Origin of the sequence: Rhodanobacter sp. OR87, assembly GCF_000473345.1 — a bacterium.
Classification (GTDB): domain Bacteria; phylum Pseudomonadota; class Gammaproteobacteria; order Xanthomonadales; family Rhodanobacteraceae; genus Rhodanobacter; species Rhodanobacter denitrificans.
This window is the reverse complement of the sequence record NZ_AXBJ01000002.1, coordinates 291,400-304,299: the sequence shown is the minus strand read 5'-3', so window position 1 is coordinate 304,299 and position 12,900 is coordinate 291,400. Positions and strand designations below refer to the sequence as shown.

Annotated in this window: 12 protein-coding genes and 1 pseudogene; 7 read left to right on the top strand and 6 right to left on the bottom strand. The window is 68.5% G+C overall.

What is annotated here, in order from left to right; translation table 11 throughout:
• Positions 1-237 (top strand): annotated as a pseudogene (locus RHOOR87_RS0103080) (IS4 family transposase); the annotation flags it as partial.
• 453 nt (positions 238-690) lie between these two features.
• Here the strand turns inward: RHOOR87_RS0103080 and RHOOR87_RS20210 are convergent.
• On the bottom strand, positions 691-1,233 hold the full coding sequence (locus RHOOR87_RS20210) for a hypothetical protein (protein ID WP_155950903.1): 543 nt from the start codon (positions 1,231-1,233) through the stop codon (positions 691-693).
• A gap of 98 nt (positions 1,234-1,331) precedes the next feature.
• Positions 1,332-2,324 (bottom strand): porphobilinogen synthase, encoded by a 993-nt coding sequence (hemB, locus tag RHOOR87_RS0103070; protein WP_027484186.1) that lies wholly within the window; start codon positions 2,322-2,324, stop codon positions 1,332-1,334.
• A gap of 114 nt (positions 2,325-2,438) precedes the next feature.
• Here hemB and glk point away from each other — a divergent pair, with 114 nt between their 5' ends.
• From glk to RHOOR87_RS0103050, 4 genes are all read left to right on the top strand, one after another.
• Positions 2,439-3,455 carry a glucokinase gene (gene glk, locus RHOOR87_RS0103065; RefSeq protein WP_015448891.1) on the top strand — a complete coding sequence of 339 codons (1,017 nt, stop codon included), beginning with the start codon at positions 2,439-2,441 and terminating at the stop codon, positions 3,453-3,455.
• 46 nt (positions 3,456-3,501) lie between these two features.
• On the top strand, positions 3,502-4,728 hold the full coding sequence (locus tag RHOOR87_RS0103060; protein WP_027484185.1) for a hypothetical protein: 1,227 nt from the start codon (positions 3,502-3,504) through the stop codon (positions 4,726-4,728).
• Positions 4,729-4,747: 19 nt separating this feature from the next.
• Positions 4,748-5,431: an HAD family hydrolase gene (locus RHOOR87_RS0103055; protein ID WP_015448893.1), complete on the top strand. Its 684-nt coding sequence runs from the start codon at positions 4,748-4,750 to the stop codon at positions 5,429-5,431.
• Positions 5,432-5,529: 98 nt separating this feature from the next.
• Complete coding sequence (locus RHOOR87_RS0103050; protein WP_015448894.1) at positions 5,530-5,841, top strand: hypothetical protein; 312 nt, start codon at positions 5,530-5,532, stop codon at positions 5,839-5,841.
• 7 nt (positions 5,842-5,848) lie between these two features.
• Here the strand turns inward: RHOOR87_RS0103050 and RHOOR87_RS0103045 are convergent, their stop codons facing one another.
• The 3 genes from RHOOR87_RS0103045 to secB form a co-directional block, all read right to left on the bottom strand.
• On the bottom strand, positions 5,849-8,866 hold the full coding sequence (locus RHOOR87_RS0103045) for a DEAD/DEAH box helicase (RefSeq protein ID WP_027484184.1): 3,018 nt from the start codon (positions 8,864-8,866) through the stop codon (positions 5,849-5,851).
• A gap of 93 nt (positions 8,867-8,959) precedes the next feature.
• Entirely contained in the window at positions 8,960-9,985 is a 1,026-nt protein-coding gene (locus RHOOR87_RS0103040; protein ID WP_007513768.1) for an NAD(P)H-dependent glycerol-3-phosphate dehydrogenase, read from the bottom strand.
• Between the two features lie 9 nt (positions 9,986-9,994).
• The gene (gene secB, locus RHOOR87_RS0103035) at positions 9,995-10,498 is read right to left on the bottom strand and encodes a protein-export chaperone SecB (RefSeq protein WP_007513767.1); all 504 of its coding nucleotides are present in this window, start codon (positions 10,496-10,498) and stop codon (positions 9,995-9,997) included.
• A gap of 296 nt (positions 10,499-10,794) precedes the next feature.
• On the opposite strand from secB, the gene rpmB reads away from it, so the two are divergent.
• Complete coding sequence (rpmB, locus tag RHOOR87_RS0103030; protein WP_007513766.1) at positions 10,795-11,031, top strand: 50S ribosomal protein L28; 237 nt, start codon at positions 10,795-10,797, stop codon at positions 11,029-11,031.
• Positions 11,032-11,041: 10 nt separating this feature from the next.
• Positions 11,042-11,209 (top strand): 50S ribosomal protein L33, encoded by a 168-nt coding sequence (gene rpmG, locus RHOOR87_RS0103025; RefSeq protein WP_007513765.1) that lies wholly within the window; start codon positions 11,042-11,044, stop codon positions 11,207-11,209.
• A 365-nt stretch (positions 11,210-11,574) separates the two neighbouring features.
• On the opposite strand, the gene RHOOR87_RS0103020 is transcribed toward rpmG, so the two are convergent.
• Positions 11,575-12,768, bottom strand: a complete 1,194-nt coding sequence (locus RHOOR87_RS0103020) for a fatty acid desaturase (RefSeq protein WP_015448897.1) — start codon at positions 12,766-12,768, stop codon at positions 11,575-11,577.
• Between the last annotated feature and the right edge of the window lie 132 nt (positions 12,769-12,900).

The following is a 12,900-nucleotide window of genomic DNA, read 5'->3' as shown; positions in this document are numbered from 1 at the left end:
TTCTTCGGCACCTCACTCAATGCCGTGAAGACCCAGGTGTGGATCGCCGTTGCGGTCTATGTGCTCATCGCCATCGTGCGCAAGCGCCTGCACCTGAAGGCTTCGCTCTACGAAATTCTACAGATCCTGAGCGTGACGCTATTTGAACAAACCCCATTGGAATGCGCCCTGCAGCAGCAAGAACCACAGAGTTCTACCGGCGACCCTGCTAACCAATTGATTCTCTTCCCCGATTAACCGGACAGTACTGGCTTGTCCAAAAGAGAAGTACCCAAGAGAAAACGACACCCCGCTTCCGCGCCTTGTGGGCATCCTGCCCACAAGGTTCGCGGCCGGGCTACGGGGTTTGTCGACAGGGCATCCTGCCCTGACGACAAACTGGTTCGCATCCCTGCGAACCACCCTGCGGGCTTGTCCTCCACCCGGCCGCCGCTTCAGAGGGGTCCCGGTAGAGCAACGCGCATCCTGCGCGTACTTTTCAGAAAAGCCAGATCAAGAACAAAACCGCGGCAGAGCGATGCCTTGCCGCGGTTTTTTTCGGCTTTGTCACCGAGTGCGGGCCAGGATGGCCCGCACAGGGGACACACGAGAGAAAAAGTGACTCGGCTGCCGCAGGCAAGCGAAAGCTCCGGCTGCTGAGGAAAGCCCAGGCCAATCACAACAACTGAACCCGCCCGATACGTTCGTGCTTCAATCAATCGGGTGGACGTGAACCCAACGTCCCTGCTCCAGAAAATAAGCATCCGCCGCCGACTCGACCTGTCCCACATAAAAACCCGGGAGCTTTGCGCTTATCTGCTCTACCGCCCCGGGCTCGGGAATGAAATCGTAGGCTTCCGTCTGCCGATAATTTCCAGGTGGCGCCACGTCGGCGTACACGTGGTCGTACGCGCCTTTCCACTCACGAAGTGACGTGAGTTGCCAGCCAGCCGGTGCATTGATCGCCGCGACGAGCCGGTATCCGTGCCGCTTTCCGGACGGCAACACCAACATGGCATCCGCACGCCCGTCACCATCGACGTCTGCGCTGGCCACGAGCAGACATGCATTACCGTGTCGCATGGCCTGCCGCCGATCAACTGGCGATACATCAGTCGACAAGGGAAGCCGTTCACTCGGAAAATGTTGCTGCAGCGACTGACGAAGTGCCGGCGGGACCATCTCGACACACGGGTCACCTGCGGCAAAGGCCGAGACAGGCAGGATCCATAATCCCCATAGAAGAAACTTCATTCTGCTCCGCCTGGTCGCGTCGTCGACCGCTGACCGATGCCGCCAATCTACATCGGATATCGCCGCCGCTTCGATTCAAACCATCAAGGCGGCAATCCCTACTCCCCGCGCAACCACCGCGCCGCATCCATTGCGTAGTAAGTCAGGATTGCATCCGCCCCCGCGCGCTTGAACGCGGTAAGCGACTCCAGCACCACCGACTTCTCGTCCAGCCAGCCGTTCTGCGACGCCGCCTTCAGCATCGCGTACTCGCCGCTGACCTGGTATACGAAGGTCGGCACGCCGAAGGTGTCTTTCACCCGGCGCAGCACGTCGAGGTACGGCAGGCCCGGCTTCACCATCACCGCGTCGGCGCCTTCCTGGATATCAAGCTCCACTTCGCGCAGCGCCTCGTCGCTGTTGCCCACGTCCATCTGGTAGGTGTGCTTGTTGCCCTTGCCGAGGTTCGCCGCCGAACCGACCGCGTCGCGGAACGGGCCGTAGAAGGCGGAGGCGTATTTCGCCGAGTAGGCGAGGATGCGCGTGTGGATGTGGCCGGCTTCTTCCAGCGCGTCGCGGATGGCGCCGATGCGGCCGTCCATCATGTCCGAGGGGGCCACGAAATCCATGCCGGCCTCGGCCTGGGCCAGCGACATCCTGATCAGTGCCTCGACGGTGGGCTCGTTCATCACGTAGCCGTGCTCGTCGATCAGGCCGTCTTGGCCGTGGGTGGTGTACGGGTCGAGCGCCACGTCGCCGATCAGGCCCAGCTCCGGGTACTTCGCCTTCAACGCGCGGGTGGCGCGATGCATCAGGTTGTCCGGGTTCCACGCCTCGCTGGCGTCGAGCGACTTCACGTCGGCGCCGGGCGAGGGGAACAGCGCCAGCGCGGGGATGCCCAGCCGCACGCATTCGCCAGCCAGCGCCAGCAAGCCGTCGATGGACAGCCGCTCCACCCCCGGCATCGACGGCACCGCCTCGCGCCGGCCCTCGCCCTCGATCACGAACGCGACCATGATCAGGTCACTCGGCAGCAGGGTGTGCTCGCGCATCAGCGCGCGGGAGAAGGCGTCGCGGCGCATGCGCCGCATGCGGGTGGCGGGGAAGCTCATGGCGGGGTCTCGCGGAACGGTCTGCGGGGGATTTTACGCCGTGCGGCCGGCAAAACACTGGACTAACTGCCGTGACGCCGGCAGGCTTGGCGCTTCACGCCGCCAGGAAGTTCCATGAGCCAGCCCAGCCACGTCCCCACCCTGCTCGTCGATCTCGGCGGCACCAACGTCCGCTTCGGGGTGGCCGATCCTTCGCGCGACCAGCCTTTGCTGGCCGACAGCATCCGGCGCTACCGCGTGGCCGAGCACGATTCGCTGGTGGCGACCGCGCAGCAGTACCTGGCCGACACCGGCCTCAAGGTAAGCCGCGCCATCGTGGCCGCCGCCGGGCGCATCGTCGACGGCGAGACGGTGAAGGTCACCAACAATCCGTGGGCGATCTCGGCGCAGCAGACCGCCGCCGCGCTGGACCTGGAGTACGTGCACCTGGTCAACGACTTCGCCGCGCAGAGCATGGCGGTGACCTTGCTGCAGGGCGACGACCTGGTCGACGTGGGCACGGTGCCGCGCCCGGTGGTGGGCGCCGAGGCGGAGCAGACCTTCGCCGTGGTCGGTCCGGGCACCGGCCTGGGCGTGGGTGGCCTGCTGGTGCGCGGCGGCCACTGCAGCGTGCTGCAGACCGAAGGCGGCCACGCCGGCTTCGCCGCGCACACGCCGGAGGACATCGCCATCCTCGACTACCTCAACCACAAGTACGGCCGCGTCTCCAACGAGCGGCTGATCTGCGGCCAGGGCCTGGTGAACCTGTACGACGCGATCTGCCACATGGTCGGCGCGACGCCCGAGGCGCTCAAGCCCGAGGACATCACCGCCCGCGCGAAGGACGGTAGCTGCGCGCTGTGCACGCGCACGGTGGAAACCTTCGCCGGCATCTTCGGCAGCGTCGCCGGCGACCTGGTGCTCACGCTGGGCGCGTGGAACGGCGTCTACCTCACCGGCGGGCTGATCCCGATCCTGCTGCCGTGGCTGGAACGCGGCCGCTTCCGCGAGCGCTTCGAGGCCAAGGGCCGCTTCCGCGACATCATGGAAAAGGTGCCGACCCAGGCGATCATGAACCCGGAGCCGGGCCTGCTCGGCGCGGCGGCGCTGGCGGTGCTGGAGTCGGGGCGCACGCTGCTGCCGCCGCGTTAGCCCGCGGGCCGGCGCGTATCCTGCCGAGGCCATGCGAGGAATGCGTATGCCCTGCGCCACCGTCGCCCGCCTGCTGTGGCTGCCGTGCCTGCTGGCGCTGCCGCTCGCCGCGCCGGCGCAGGATACCGGCGTCACCCGCAACGCGGCACTGGCCATCCCGGCCACGCCGATCACCTCGCGCACGGCGCTGGATGCCTATGTGCGCGATACGCCGCCTGAAAACTCGCCGCTGAACTGGCTGACGCCCGGCGCCCGGCGCCGCTTCCTCGACACCCTGGTGTACCGCGAGCACGGCCTGGGCGGCATGCGTCTCGCCGACCTGCGCTACGAACTCACCCGCGGGCAGGCCTATACCCTGCTGCGCCTGTTCGGCGCGCAAGACTACGCCATCGACCTGGATGCGCTGAGCGCGCCGCGCGCGGCCACGCACGACGACGCGGCAGGCACGCTGGAAGCCGCCTACGACCGCCTGCTGGCCGCCGCGGAGCACGCCGCCGCACCGGCGCAGGCCATCGCGCGCAGCTACGCCGCGGATTTCGCGCCGGCACAGACCGACGCGCAACGGCCCGCGCTCGGCGACCGCGACGCGGAGCTCCTGTTCCGCGCGGCGGCGCTGGCCTTCCAGACCACCGGCCGACCGGACTACCTCGCCGACCTGCGCCGCGATTTCGCCGAACTGGAGCGCCGCCGGCGTGTCGACCGTCCGCACGCCAGCGATCTCTACGACGCGTTGCTCGTCGCGCACCGCGACGACGAGGCGCGCACGCTGCTGGCCGCCCACCCCGACATCCAGCGCAGCCCGCCGCCGTCGATGCACACGTTCAGCCGCATCCGCAACGGCCAGCCCAGCCTGTGGGTGGTCACGCCGGGCACACGCACGCGCGAACTGGTGCGCTTCCGCTTCAACCTCCGCGCGCCGGCACAGGTGATCGTGCTGGCCTCGACCGGCTGCCACTTCTCCGCCAACGCCGCGCGCGACATCGAGGCCGACCCGCTGCTGCGCGAGCTGTTCCGCGACCACGGGCAATGGGTGGCGCCGCCCGAGGAGGTCACCGCCTTCGACGCCGTGCGCGACTGGAACGAGGCGCACCCCGCGCTGCGGCTCGGCATCGCCTACGACGACGCCAGCCTGCCGATGGTCGAGCGCGTCGAGACTCCGGTGTTCTACTTCCTCGACCACGGCACCGTCGTCGACACCGTGGTCGGCTGGCCGGCCGGCGGCAACCTCGACGCGATCCGGCGCGGCCTGCGCAAGATCGACCTGCTGCGCTGACCTGCCCACGGAGAAACCCATGCCCCGCCATGAGACCGCCTTCCTGTTCGACCTCGACGGCACCCTGATCGACAGCGTCTACCAGCACGTGCTGGCGTGGAAGGAGGCGCTCGATCGCGAAGGCGTGGAGCTGTCGGTGTGGCGCATCCACCGCAAGATCGGCATGAGTGGCGGCCTGTTCGCCAACATCCTGCTGCGCGAGACCGGACTGGAAATCACCGCCGAGCGCCTCGACCGCCTGCGCCAGTGGCATGCCGAGGCGTTCAACCGCCAGCACGCGCAGGGCTCGGTGCGGCCGCTGCCCGGCGCGCGCGCGTTGCTGGACTACCTCACCGAACAGCAGATTCCATGGGCGATCGCCACCAGCGGACGGATGGAGACCGCCGCGCCCAACCTGCAGGCGCTCGGCGTCGACCCGTCGAAGGTGCCGGTGGTGACGCGCGACCAGGTGCGCCACGCCAAGCCCGACCCGGACCTGTTCCTTGCCGCCGCCGCACGGCTCGGCGTGGACATCCAGCAGTCGCTGGTGATCGGCGACAGCGTGTGGGACATGCTCGCCGCGCAGCGCGCCCGCGCGCTCGGCGTGGGCCTGCTCTCGGGAGGCTACGGCCACGCCGAGCTGCAGCAGTCCGGCGCGTTCCGCGTGTACGGCGATCCGGCCGATCTGCTGCGGCACATCGACGAGGTCGCCGCACGCGATTGAGCGGCCGCGTTGAACAATGCCGCCAGGCGTCATGAAAAATTAATCACCCGCGCACGAGCCCGCGGTAGGCTCGGCGGCAGTCGATCAAGGAGCCACCCATGCGCCGCCTCGTCGCCAGCCTGCCGCTTGCCCTGCTGCTCGCCGCGTGCGCGCCCTCGCCGGCGCCGCCATCGGACGGCAGCCGGCCCGCATCGACAAACGCCGTGCTCGGCTCGGCCGAATGGTACGCATGGGTCGATCAGTCGCTGCACATCGACGACGGCCACGGCCCGGCCCGCGGCTCGGACGCATGGAACCAGGCGGTACAGGACAAGCTGGGCCAGGAAGCGCCGCAGTCCAAGCCCGGCTCGCCGGAATGGCAGCAATCGGTGGACGCGCTGCTGCGCACGCGGTTGCCGCCGTCGTCGTGACGCGAGATCAGCCCGGCGCCAGCAGGGTGTCCAGGTCGCCTTCGTCGAAACTGAGCTTCTCGCGGCTGCCGCCGCCTTCGAGCACGGCGGCGGCCAGTTCGGCCTTGCGCTCCTTCAGCTGCTCGATGCGCTCTTCCACCGTGCCCGAGGTGATCAGGCGGAACACGAACACCGGCTTGTCCTGGCCGATGCGGTGCGCGCGGTCGCTGGCCTGTGCCTCGGCGGCGGGGTTCCACCACGGGTCGTAGTGGATCACGGTGTCGGCGGCGGTGAGGTTGAGGCCCACGCCGCCGGCTTTCAGCGAGAGCAGGAACAGCGGCACCTCGCCGTTCTGGAAACGCTGCACCGGCTCGGCGCGGTCGCGGGTGTCGCCGGTCAGGGTGACGTAGCGGATGCGCCGGCGGTCGAGCTCGGCGGCGATCAGTTTCAGCATGCCGGTGAACTGCGAGAACAGCAGCACCCTGCGGCCTTCGTCGAGCAGCGCCGGCAGCATGTCCATCAGCAACTCGAACTTGGCCGACTCGTGCACGCCGCGCGCGGCTTCGAGTTTCACCAGCCGCGGGTCGCAGCAGACCTGGCGCAGCTTGAGCAACGCGTCCAGCACCACGATGCCGGAGTGCGCGATGCCGCGCTGCGCGATCACCTCGCGCAGTTCCTCCGCCAGCGACAGGCGCAGGCCTTCGTAGAGATCGCGCTGCCGCCCTTCCAGCACCACGCGGCGGGTGATCTCGGTCTTCGGCGGCAGCTCCTTCGCCACTTGCGCCTTGCTCCGGCGCAGGATGAACGGCGCGATGCGCAGGTTCAGCCGCTGCTGGCATTCCTCGTCGTGCTGCTTCTCGATCGGGATGCGGTAGAAGCGGCGGAACGCGCCCTCGTCGCCGAGCAGGCCGGGCACCGCCAGATCGACCTGCGACCACAGCTCGCCAAGGTGATTCTCCAGCGGCGTGCCGGTGAGGCAGACGTAGCGCGGCGTGCGCAGGCTGAGCAGGGCGCGGCGCGCCTGCGTGCGCGGGTTCTTCACCTGCTGCGCCTCATCCAGCACGATCAGCGCGAACGGCTGCTTGCGCAGCGCGACCACGTCGCGCGGCAACAGCGCGTAGCTGGTCAGCACGATGTCCTGCGCGCCGAGCTGGGCAAACTCCTCGGCGCGCTGCGGCCCGTGCAGGGTCAAGACGTGCAGCATCGGCGCGAAGCGGGCGATCTCGGACTGCCAGTTCGGGATCAGGCTGGTCGGCACCACGATCAGCGCAGGCTGGGTCAGCGCGCCGCCCTGTTTCAGCGACAGCAGATGGGTGATCAGCTGCAGCGTCTTGCCCAGGCCCATGTCGTCGGCGAGCACGCCGCCGACGCCGGCCTCGGCCAACGCGTTCAGCCAGCGCAGGCCCTCGCGCTGGTACGGCCGCAGCTCCACGGTGAGCCCGTCGGGCACCGCGTCGCTGGCACGCTCGGCGGCGTCGCGCAGGCGCGCAGCGAAACCGAGCAGCGGTTCGGCCGCCTCCAGCGTGCTGCCGCCGGGCATCGCCGCGACGAGTTCTTCCAGCCGGCCGGCCTGGACCCGCGGCAGATGCAGCTTCTGGCGCGGCTTCTCCAGGTACTCGGCCAGCGGCGCCAGCAGCCCGCGCAGTTCCTTCAGGCGCACCGGCACGCGCCGGCGCGCATCGACCGGCGCGTACCACACGGCGTCTTCCGGCTCGTTCGGTGCCGGACGCAGGTTCAACTGGTGCTCGGCCAGCGCCTGCGCCACGGCGGGCAGCAGGTTGTGCCGCTCGCCATCCAGCTCGATGCCGATCTCCAGGTCGAAGGCATGGTCGTCGGCATCTTCCACCGCCTGGCCGTACCAGTGCACCGGGCCTTCCAGCACTTCGAACGGGAAGCTCGGCGCGTACTCGACCTGGAAATTCTCCGCCTCGAGTTTCGGCCGCAGCGCCAGCCAGCGTGCCGGCGTGTTGACCTCCAGCGCGCCGGCGTAGCCGGTGCCGGGAAACAGCCAGGCGTCGTCGGGCAGGGTTTCGGCCACATCCCACGGCAGGCCTTCGGTATCCACGCCGGGGGTGAGTCCGGCGCGCTCGAGCTGCTCCATCGCGCTGAGTTCCTCGGCGCGGCGGCGGGTGATCTCGACCAGTTGCCCGTTGCGCACGCGCCGCACCAGCGGCTCGCCGCCACGGGCGGGCAGGCGTTCGCCGGCGTAGTCGAAGGCCAGCCGCGCATAGCCCAGCGGCGGCGTGCCGGCGGCCAGCCGCACGTGGCGGGTCAGTGCGTGCAGGGTCAGCACCGGTTTGGGCGCCAGCGCCGAGCGACGCACTTCATCGAACACCAGCGGCAACGGCACCCGCGTGGCCAGCCGACTGCCGGCCAGGCGGTTGCGCAGGCGGCGGCCGTGCTCGTGCTTCAGCGGCGGCAACTCCAGCCAGCGTGTTTCCTCGACCGCCGCGTCGAAGCGGCCCACCGTGGCGCGCTCGGCATCGAGGCACCACAGCCCGTCGATGCGCAGCAGGCGCTGGCTGTGCGGCAGCACCGGCAGCAGGCGCTGGCTGCCGTCCGGCTCCAGTTGCCAGTGCCAGTTGAGCGGGTGCGACTTGCCGCGCGACAGCCGCAGCCCGGCCAGGCCGCCGAGGAAACATGGCGCGGTGTCCAGGATCTCGGCCAGCAGGGTGTCGCCGACGTGGCCACCGAGGCGCGCGTAGCTGCGGCCCTTGCGTACGCTCTGCGGCAGACCCAGCATGGTCGCGGCCAGGCGCTGCTCGTGCGGCGGCAGCGGCGACTGCGCCAGGTGCCGGCTGTCCAGCGGCACCGGCCGCGCGTAGCGGCCGTGCTCGGCCACCGCCAGCAGCACCGGCGCCACGTCCAGCCGGGCGAAGGCGGCGCCTTCCTCCGGCATCACTTCCAGGAAGAAACCGAGCACGCCGTGCTCGTCGGCCACTGCCGGCTTCGGCGCCGCCAGCAATCGCCGCCATGCCTGCGGCAGGGCCTCGTCCTCGCCGGAAGGCGTGGCGGCGGCGTGCTGTTTCCCGTCCGGTTGCTGCATGCGCATGCGGTCCGTGGCGACGACCAAAACATTGAGCTTAGCAGCGCAGGGGCACGATGCGACCGCCGAAGGCGCGGGCGGCGCGCCGCCGGATCAGTCGGTGCCGAACAGGCCGTGCGGGTATTCCGGTTTCTGCTCGCGCGCCATCAGCGCCTTGAGCCCGTCCACCGGGGTGACCTCGCCGTGCAGCACCGCGCGCACGCCGGCGCTGATCGGCAGGTCCAGGCCGTGCTTGTCGGCCAGCCGCGTCACTTCGTCGGCAGTCAGGATGCTTTCCACCACCTGGCCGATCCGGCGCACCGCCTCGTCGATCGCCACGCCCTGGCCCAGCGCCAGGCCGAGCCGGCGGTTGCGCGAGAGGTCGCCGGTGCAGGTCAGCACTAGGTCGCCCAGGCCGGACAGGCCGATCAGCGTTTCCGGCCGCGCGCCCAGCGCCACGCCCAGGCGCAGCATCTCGTTCATGCCGCGGGTGATCAGGCCGGCACGGGCGTTCAGGCCAAGCTGCATGCCGTCGGCAATGCCGGTGGCGACCGCCAGCACGTTCTTCATCGCCCCGCCGAGTTCGGCGCCGAGCACGTCGCCGCCGGAATATGCGCGCAGGTTCGGCGCGTGCAGCAAGCCGGCCAGTTGCTGCGCGAACGCCGCGTCGTCCGAATGCACGGTGACCGCGCTGGGCAGGCCGGCGGCAACTTCCCTGGCGAACGACGGGCCGGTGACCACCGCCGCGGCACGACCGGGCAGCCGCTCGGCGACCAGCTCGTGCAGGAAGCGGCCGGTGCCCGGTTCGAAGCCCTTGGTCGCCCACGCGATCGCGGTGCCGGCGTCGAGCAGCGGCGCGATCTCGTCGAGCATCGCGGCGAACGCGTGGCTGGGCACCACGATCAGCACGATGCCGGCGCCGCGCACGGCCGTGGCCAGCTCGGCCTCGTAGGCCAGCTCGGCCGGCAGCTCGATGTCCGGCAGGTAGCGCTGGTTGCGACGGCTGGCCGCCATCGCCGCCAGCGCCGCGCGGTCGCGCCCCCACAACGTGGTCGGCACGCCGTTGCGCGCGGTCAGCGCCGCCAGCGCGGTGCCCCAGGAGCCGGCCCCGAGGATGGTCAGCTTCGGGTTTTCAGCCATGGGCACGGCTCAGCTGTTGAGCGTGGCCGGGGCGTCGTCGCCACCCATCATGCGACGCTGCTGCTCGGCGAACAGCGCGTCGAAGTTGATTGGCTGCAGCAGGAACGGCGGGAAGCCGCCCTCCAGCACCAGCGAGGAGATCACCTGGCGCGCATACGGGAACAGCAGGTTCGGGCAGTAGCTGCCGATGATGCCGGCATGATCCGTCTCGCTGAAACCGGCGATGCCGAACAGGCCGGCCTGTTCCACCTCGGCCAGGTAGGCGGTGCGCTGGCCGATGGTGCAGGTCAGGGTGAGGCTGAGCACCACTTCGTACAGGTCGTTGCCGAGGTCGGTGGCCTTCTGGCCCAGGTTCAGCTGTACCTGCGGCTGCTCGCTGTCGCCGATCTCCTGGAAGATCTGCGGCGCGTTCGGCGCCTCGAAGGAGACGTCCTTCACGTAGATCTTCTGCATCACCAGCTGCGGCTGACTGGCCTGGCCGTTGGCCTGGTCGTTGGTGATCTCTTGTGCCATCGGGGGTTCCTCGGGTCTGGGTCGTGTGTACAAAAGAGACTGATTGTTCCATACATCCCCGCAGCGCGCACGCCGGCAGACGCCGACGCGAGCCCGGAAGATTGCGCACGACCTTGTTTTTCTGCGAGAATACGCGGCTCGCCTCTGTCGACCCGGTGTTTCCGGGCGGTCCGCCACGCGGTACGGACCTCACGATCACGCGTTGCGACAACTCCAGCATCGCGTGGCGCATGGCGCCGCTGGGCCGATCACACCCTGGCCAACGGGTGTCAGTAAACCAAATTACGGAGGTCGTCATGGCCCGTGTATGTCAAGTCACCGGCAAGGGTGTGCAGAGCGGCAACAACGTCTCGCACGCCAACAACCGGACCCGTCGCCGCTGGTTGCCCAACCTGCATGAGCGTCGTTTCTGGGTGCCCAGCGAGAACCGCTGGATCAAGCTGCGCGTTTCCAACAACGCCCTGCGCACGATCGACAAGAATGGCATCGAGGCCGTGATTGCCGAAATGCGCGCCCGCGGCGAAAAGGTCTGAGGATTGAGCCATGGCTAACAAATCGCAAGACAAGATCCGCATGATCTCCTCGGCCGGCACCGGCCACTTCTACACCACGCAGAAGAACAAGAAGAACACGCCGGAAAAGTTCGAGTTCAAGAAGTACGATCCGGTCGTGCGCAAGCACGTGATCTACAAGGAAGGCAAGATCAAGTGACGTTCTGACCCGCTCGCGCTGCGCGCGAGCGGCTCTGTCAGAACGTCATCCCTGCGAAGGCAGGGATCGCTCTTGCTCTTGCCACTGCATCCGCAACAGCGATACTGATGCCTCCAGGAAAACCCGCCCTCGTGGCGGGTTTCCTTTTGCTCGGATGGATGGCGCGGCCGACGCGCCGCGGCAAACCCGTCGTCCATGTGGCCTTGCGCAAGGCCCGATGGATGACCAGCTTCGCTGTTGAAAAGCTCCTCCGGCCTTCGCCGGAATGACGAAGTTCGGAGATTATTCGGGCCTCCCCGCAGGCCCAAATAAACAAAACCCGCCACGAAGGCGGGTTTTGTCGAACTGTTGTGCCGCCGGACGAATCAGGCCGTCGCGACGCTGTAGCCCTTGAGCCGCTGCGCGAACTCCTGCAGCGCGCGGATGCCGCTCTGCTCGGCTTCGACGATCCACTGCTGCAGGCCCTTCAGCGCCTGCTCGGCGCCGCGCTGCTCCATCAGGGCGGCGAGGCGGTTGCGGAAATCGCACACGGTCCTCAGCGTCGGGCGCCTGGCCAGCACGGCCTGCATGCGCTCGCGACCCTCGTTGTCCAGCCAGCGTCCGCCGTCGGCCAGCGCACGGCGCATGCGCCGGGGCATCGACTTGAGGCTCTCGCCGGCATGCTGTGCCTCGTCGCTGATGGTCGGCAGGATCACGCCGCGGTAGTAGTCGGTCATCGCCTGGAAGCGGTGGGTGAGCACCGCCTTCAGCGTGTCGGCGTCGGGCAGGCGCACGTTCGGACGTACATCGAGCGACGGCGCCACGCGCAGCACCTTGGCCAGGCCCACCGCGCGCAGACCGCAGATCGCCGCCCAGCCGATGTCGAACTCCCACTTGCGCAGCGCGAACTTGGCCGAGCTGGGGAACGCGTGATGATTGTTGTGCAACTCTTCACCACCGATCCAGAAACCCCACGGGACCAGGTTGGTCGCGGTGTCGGCGCTCTCGAAGTTGCGGTAACCCCACCAGTGGCCGATGCCGTTGACGAAACCGGCGGCCCAGAACGGGATCCACACCATCTGCACCGCCCACAGCAAGGCACCGATCACGCCGAACAGGGCCAGGTCGATCAACAGCATCAGGGTCGGCCCCCAATACGGGTGCGCACCGTAGAGCTTGTGCTCGACCCAGTCGTCGGGCGTGCCGCGGCCGTACTGTTCCATGTCCTGTTTCGACGCGCAGGCGTCGCGGTACAGCGAGACGCCGTCCCAGAACACCTTCTTGATGCCGTAGATCATCGGGCTGTGCGGGTCTTCCGCCGTCTCGACCTTGGCGTGGTGCTTGCGATGCACCGCCACCCATTCGCGGGTGACCATGCCGGTGGTCAGCCAGCCCCAGAAACGGAAGAAGTGCGCCAGCGCCGGGTGGAAATCCACGCCGCGATGGGTCTGGCTGCGATGCAGGTACAGCGTCACCGTGAAGATGGTGAGCTGGGTCACGACCAGCATGTAGACCAGCATCTGGCCCCAGCTTGCGCCGGTGAGGCCGTTGATCAGGAAATCGAGTACAGCGTCGAGCATGGAAAGCACCGGGTGAGGGTTGGAGACAGTGTAGATTGTGGGTTTCCATACCCGCCAGCACGGCGAACCACGAATCATAGCAGCCGGTCAAGAGCGGAACGCTAAGGTGACGTTATCCGCGTCCGTGGCGCG

Coding starts and splice junctions, on each gene's coding strand:
- RHOOR87_RS0103045 (WP_027484184.1), bottom strand. CDS start 8,866: ATGCAGCAACCGGACGGGAAACAGCACGCCGCCGCCACGCCTTCCGGC.
- rpmG (WP_007513765.1), top strand. CDS start 11,042: ATGGCTAACAAATCGCAAGACAAGATCCGCATGATCTCCTCGGCCGGC.
- RHOOR87_RS0103050 (WP_015448894.1), top strand. CDS start 5,530: ATGCGCCGCCTCGTCGCCAGCCTGCCGCTTGCCCTGCTGCTCGCCGCG.
- rpmB (WP_007513766.1), top strand. CDS start 10,795: ATGGCCCGTGTATGTCAAGTCACCGGCAAGGGTGTGCAGAGCGGCAAC.
- hemB (WP_027484186.1), bottom strand. CDS start 2,324: ATGAGCTTCCCCGCCACCCGCATGCGGCGCATGCGCCGCGACGCCTTC.
- RHOOR87_RS0103040 (WP_007513768.1), bottom strand. CDS start 9,985: ATGGCTGAAAACCCGAAGCTGACCATCCTCGGGGCCGGCTCCTGGGGC.
- RHOOR87_RS20210 (WP_155950903.1), bottom strand. CDS start 1,233: ATGAAGTTTCTTCTATGGGGATTATGGATCCTGCCTGTCTCGGCCTTT.
- RHOOR87_RS0103020 (WP_015448897.1), bottom strand. CDS start 12,768: ATGCTCGACGCTGTACTCGATTTCCTGATCAACGGCCTCACCGGCGCA.
- RHOOR87_RS0103060 (WP_027484185.1), top strand. CDS start 3,502: ATGCCCTGCGCCACCGTCGCCCGCCTGCTGTGGCTGCCGTGCCTGCTG.
- secB (WP_007513767.1), bottom strand. CDS start 10,498: ATGGCACAAGAGATCACCAACGACCAGGCCAACGGCCAGGCCAGTCAG.
- RHOOR87_RS0103055 (WP_015448893.1), top strand. CDS start 4,748: ATGCCCCGCCATGAGACCGCCTTCCTGTTCGACCTCGACGGCACCCTG.
- glk (WP_015448891.1), top strand. CDS start 2,439: ATGAGCCAGCCCAGCCACGTCCCCACCCTGCTCGTCGATCTCGGCGGC.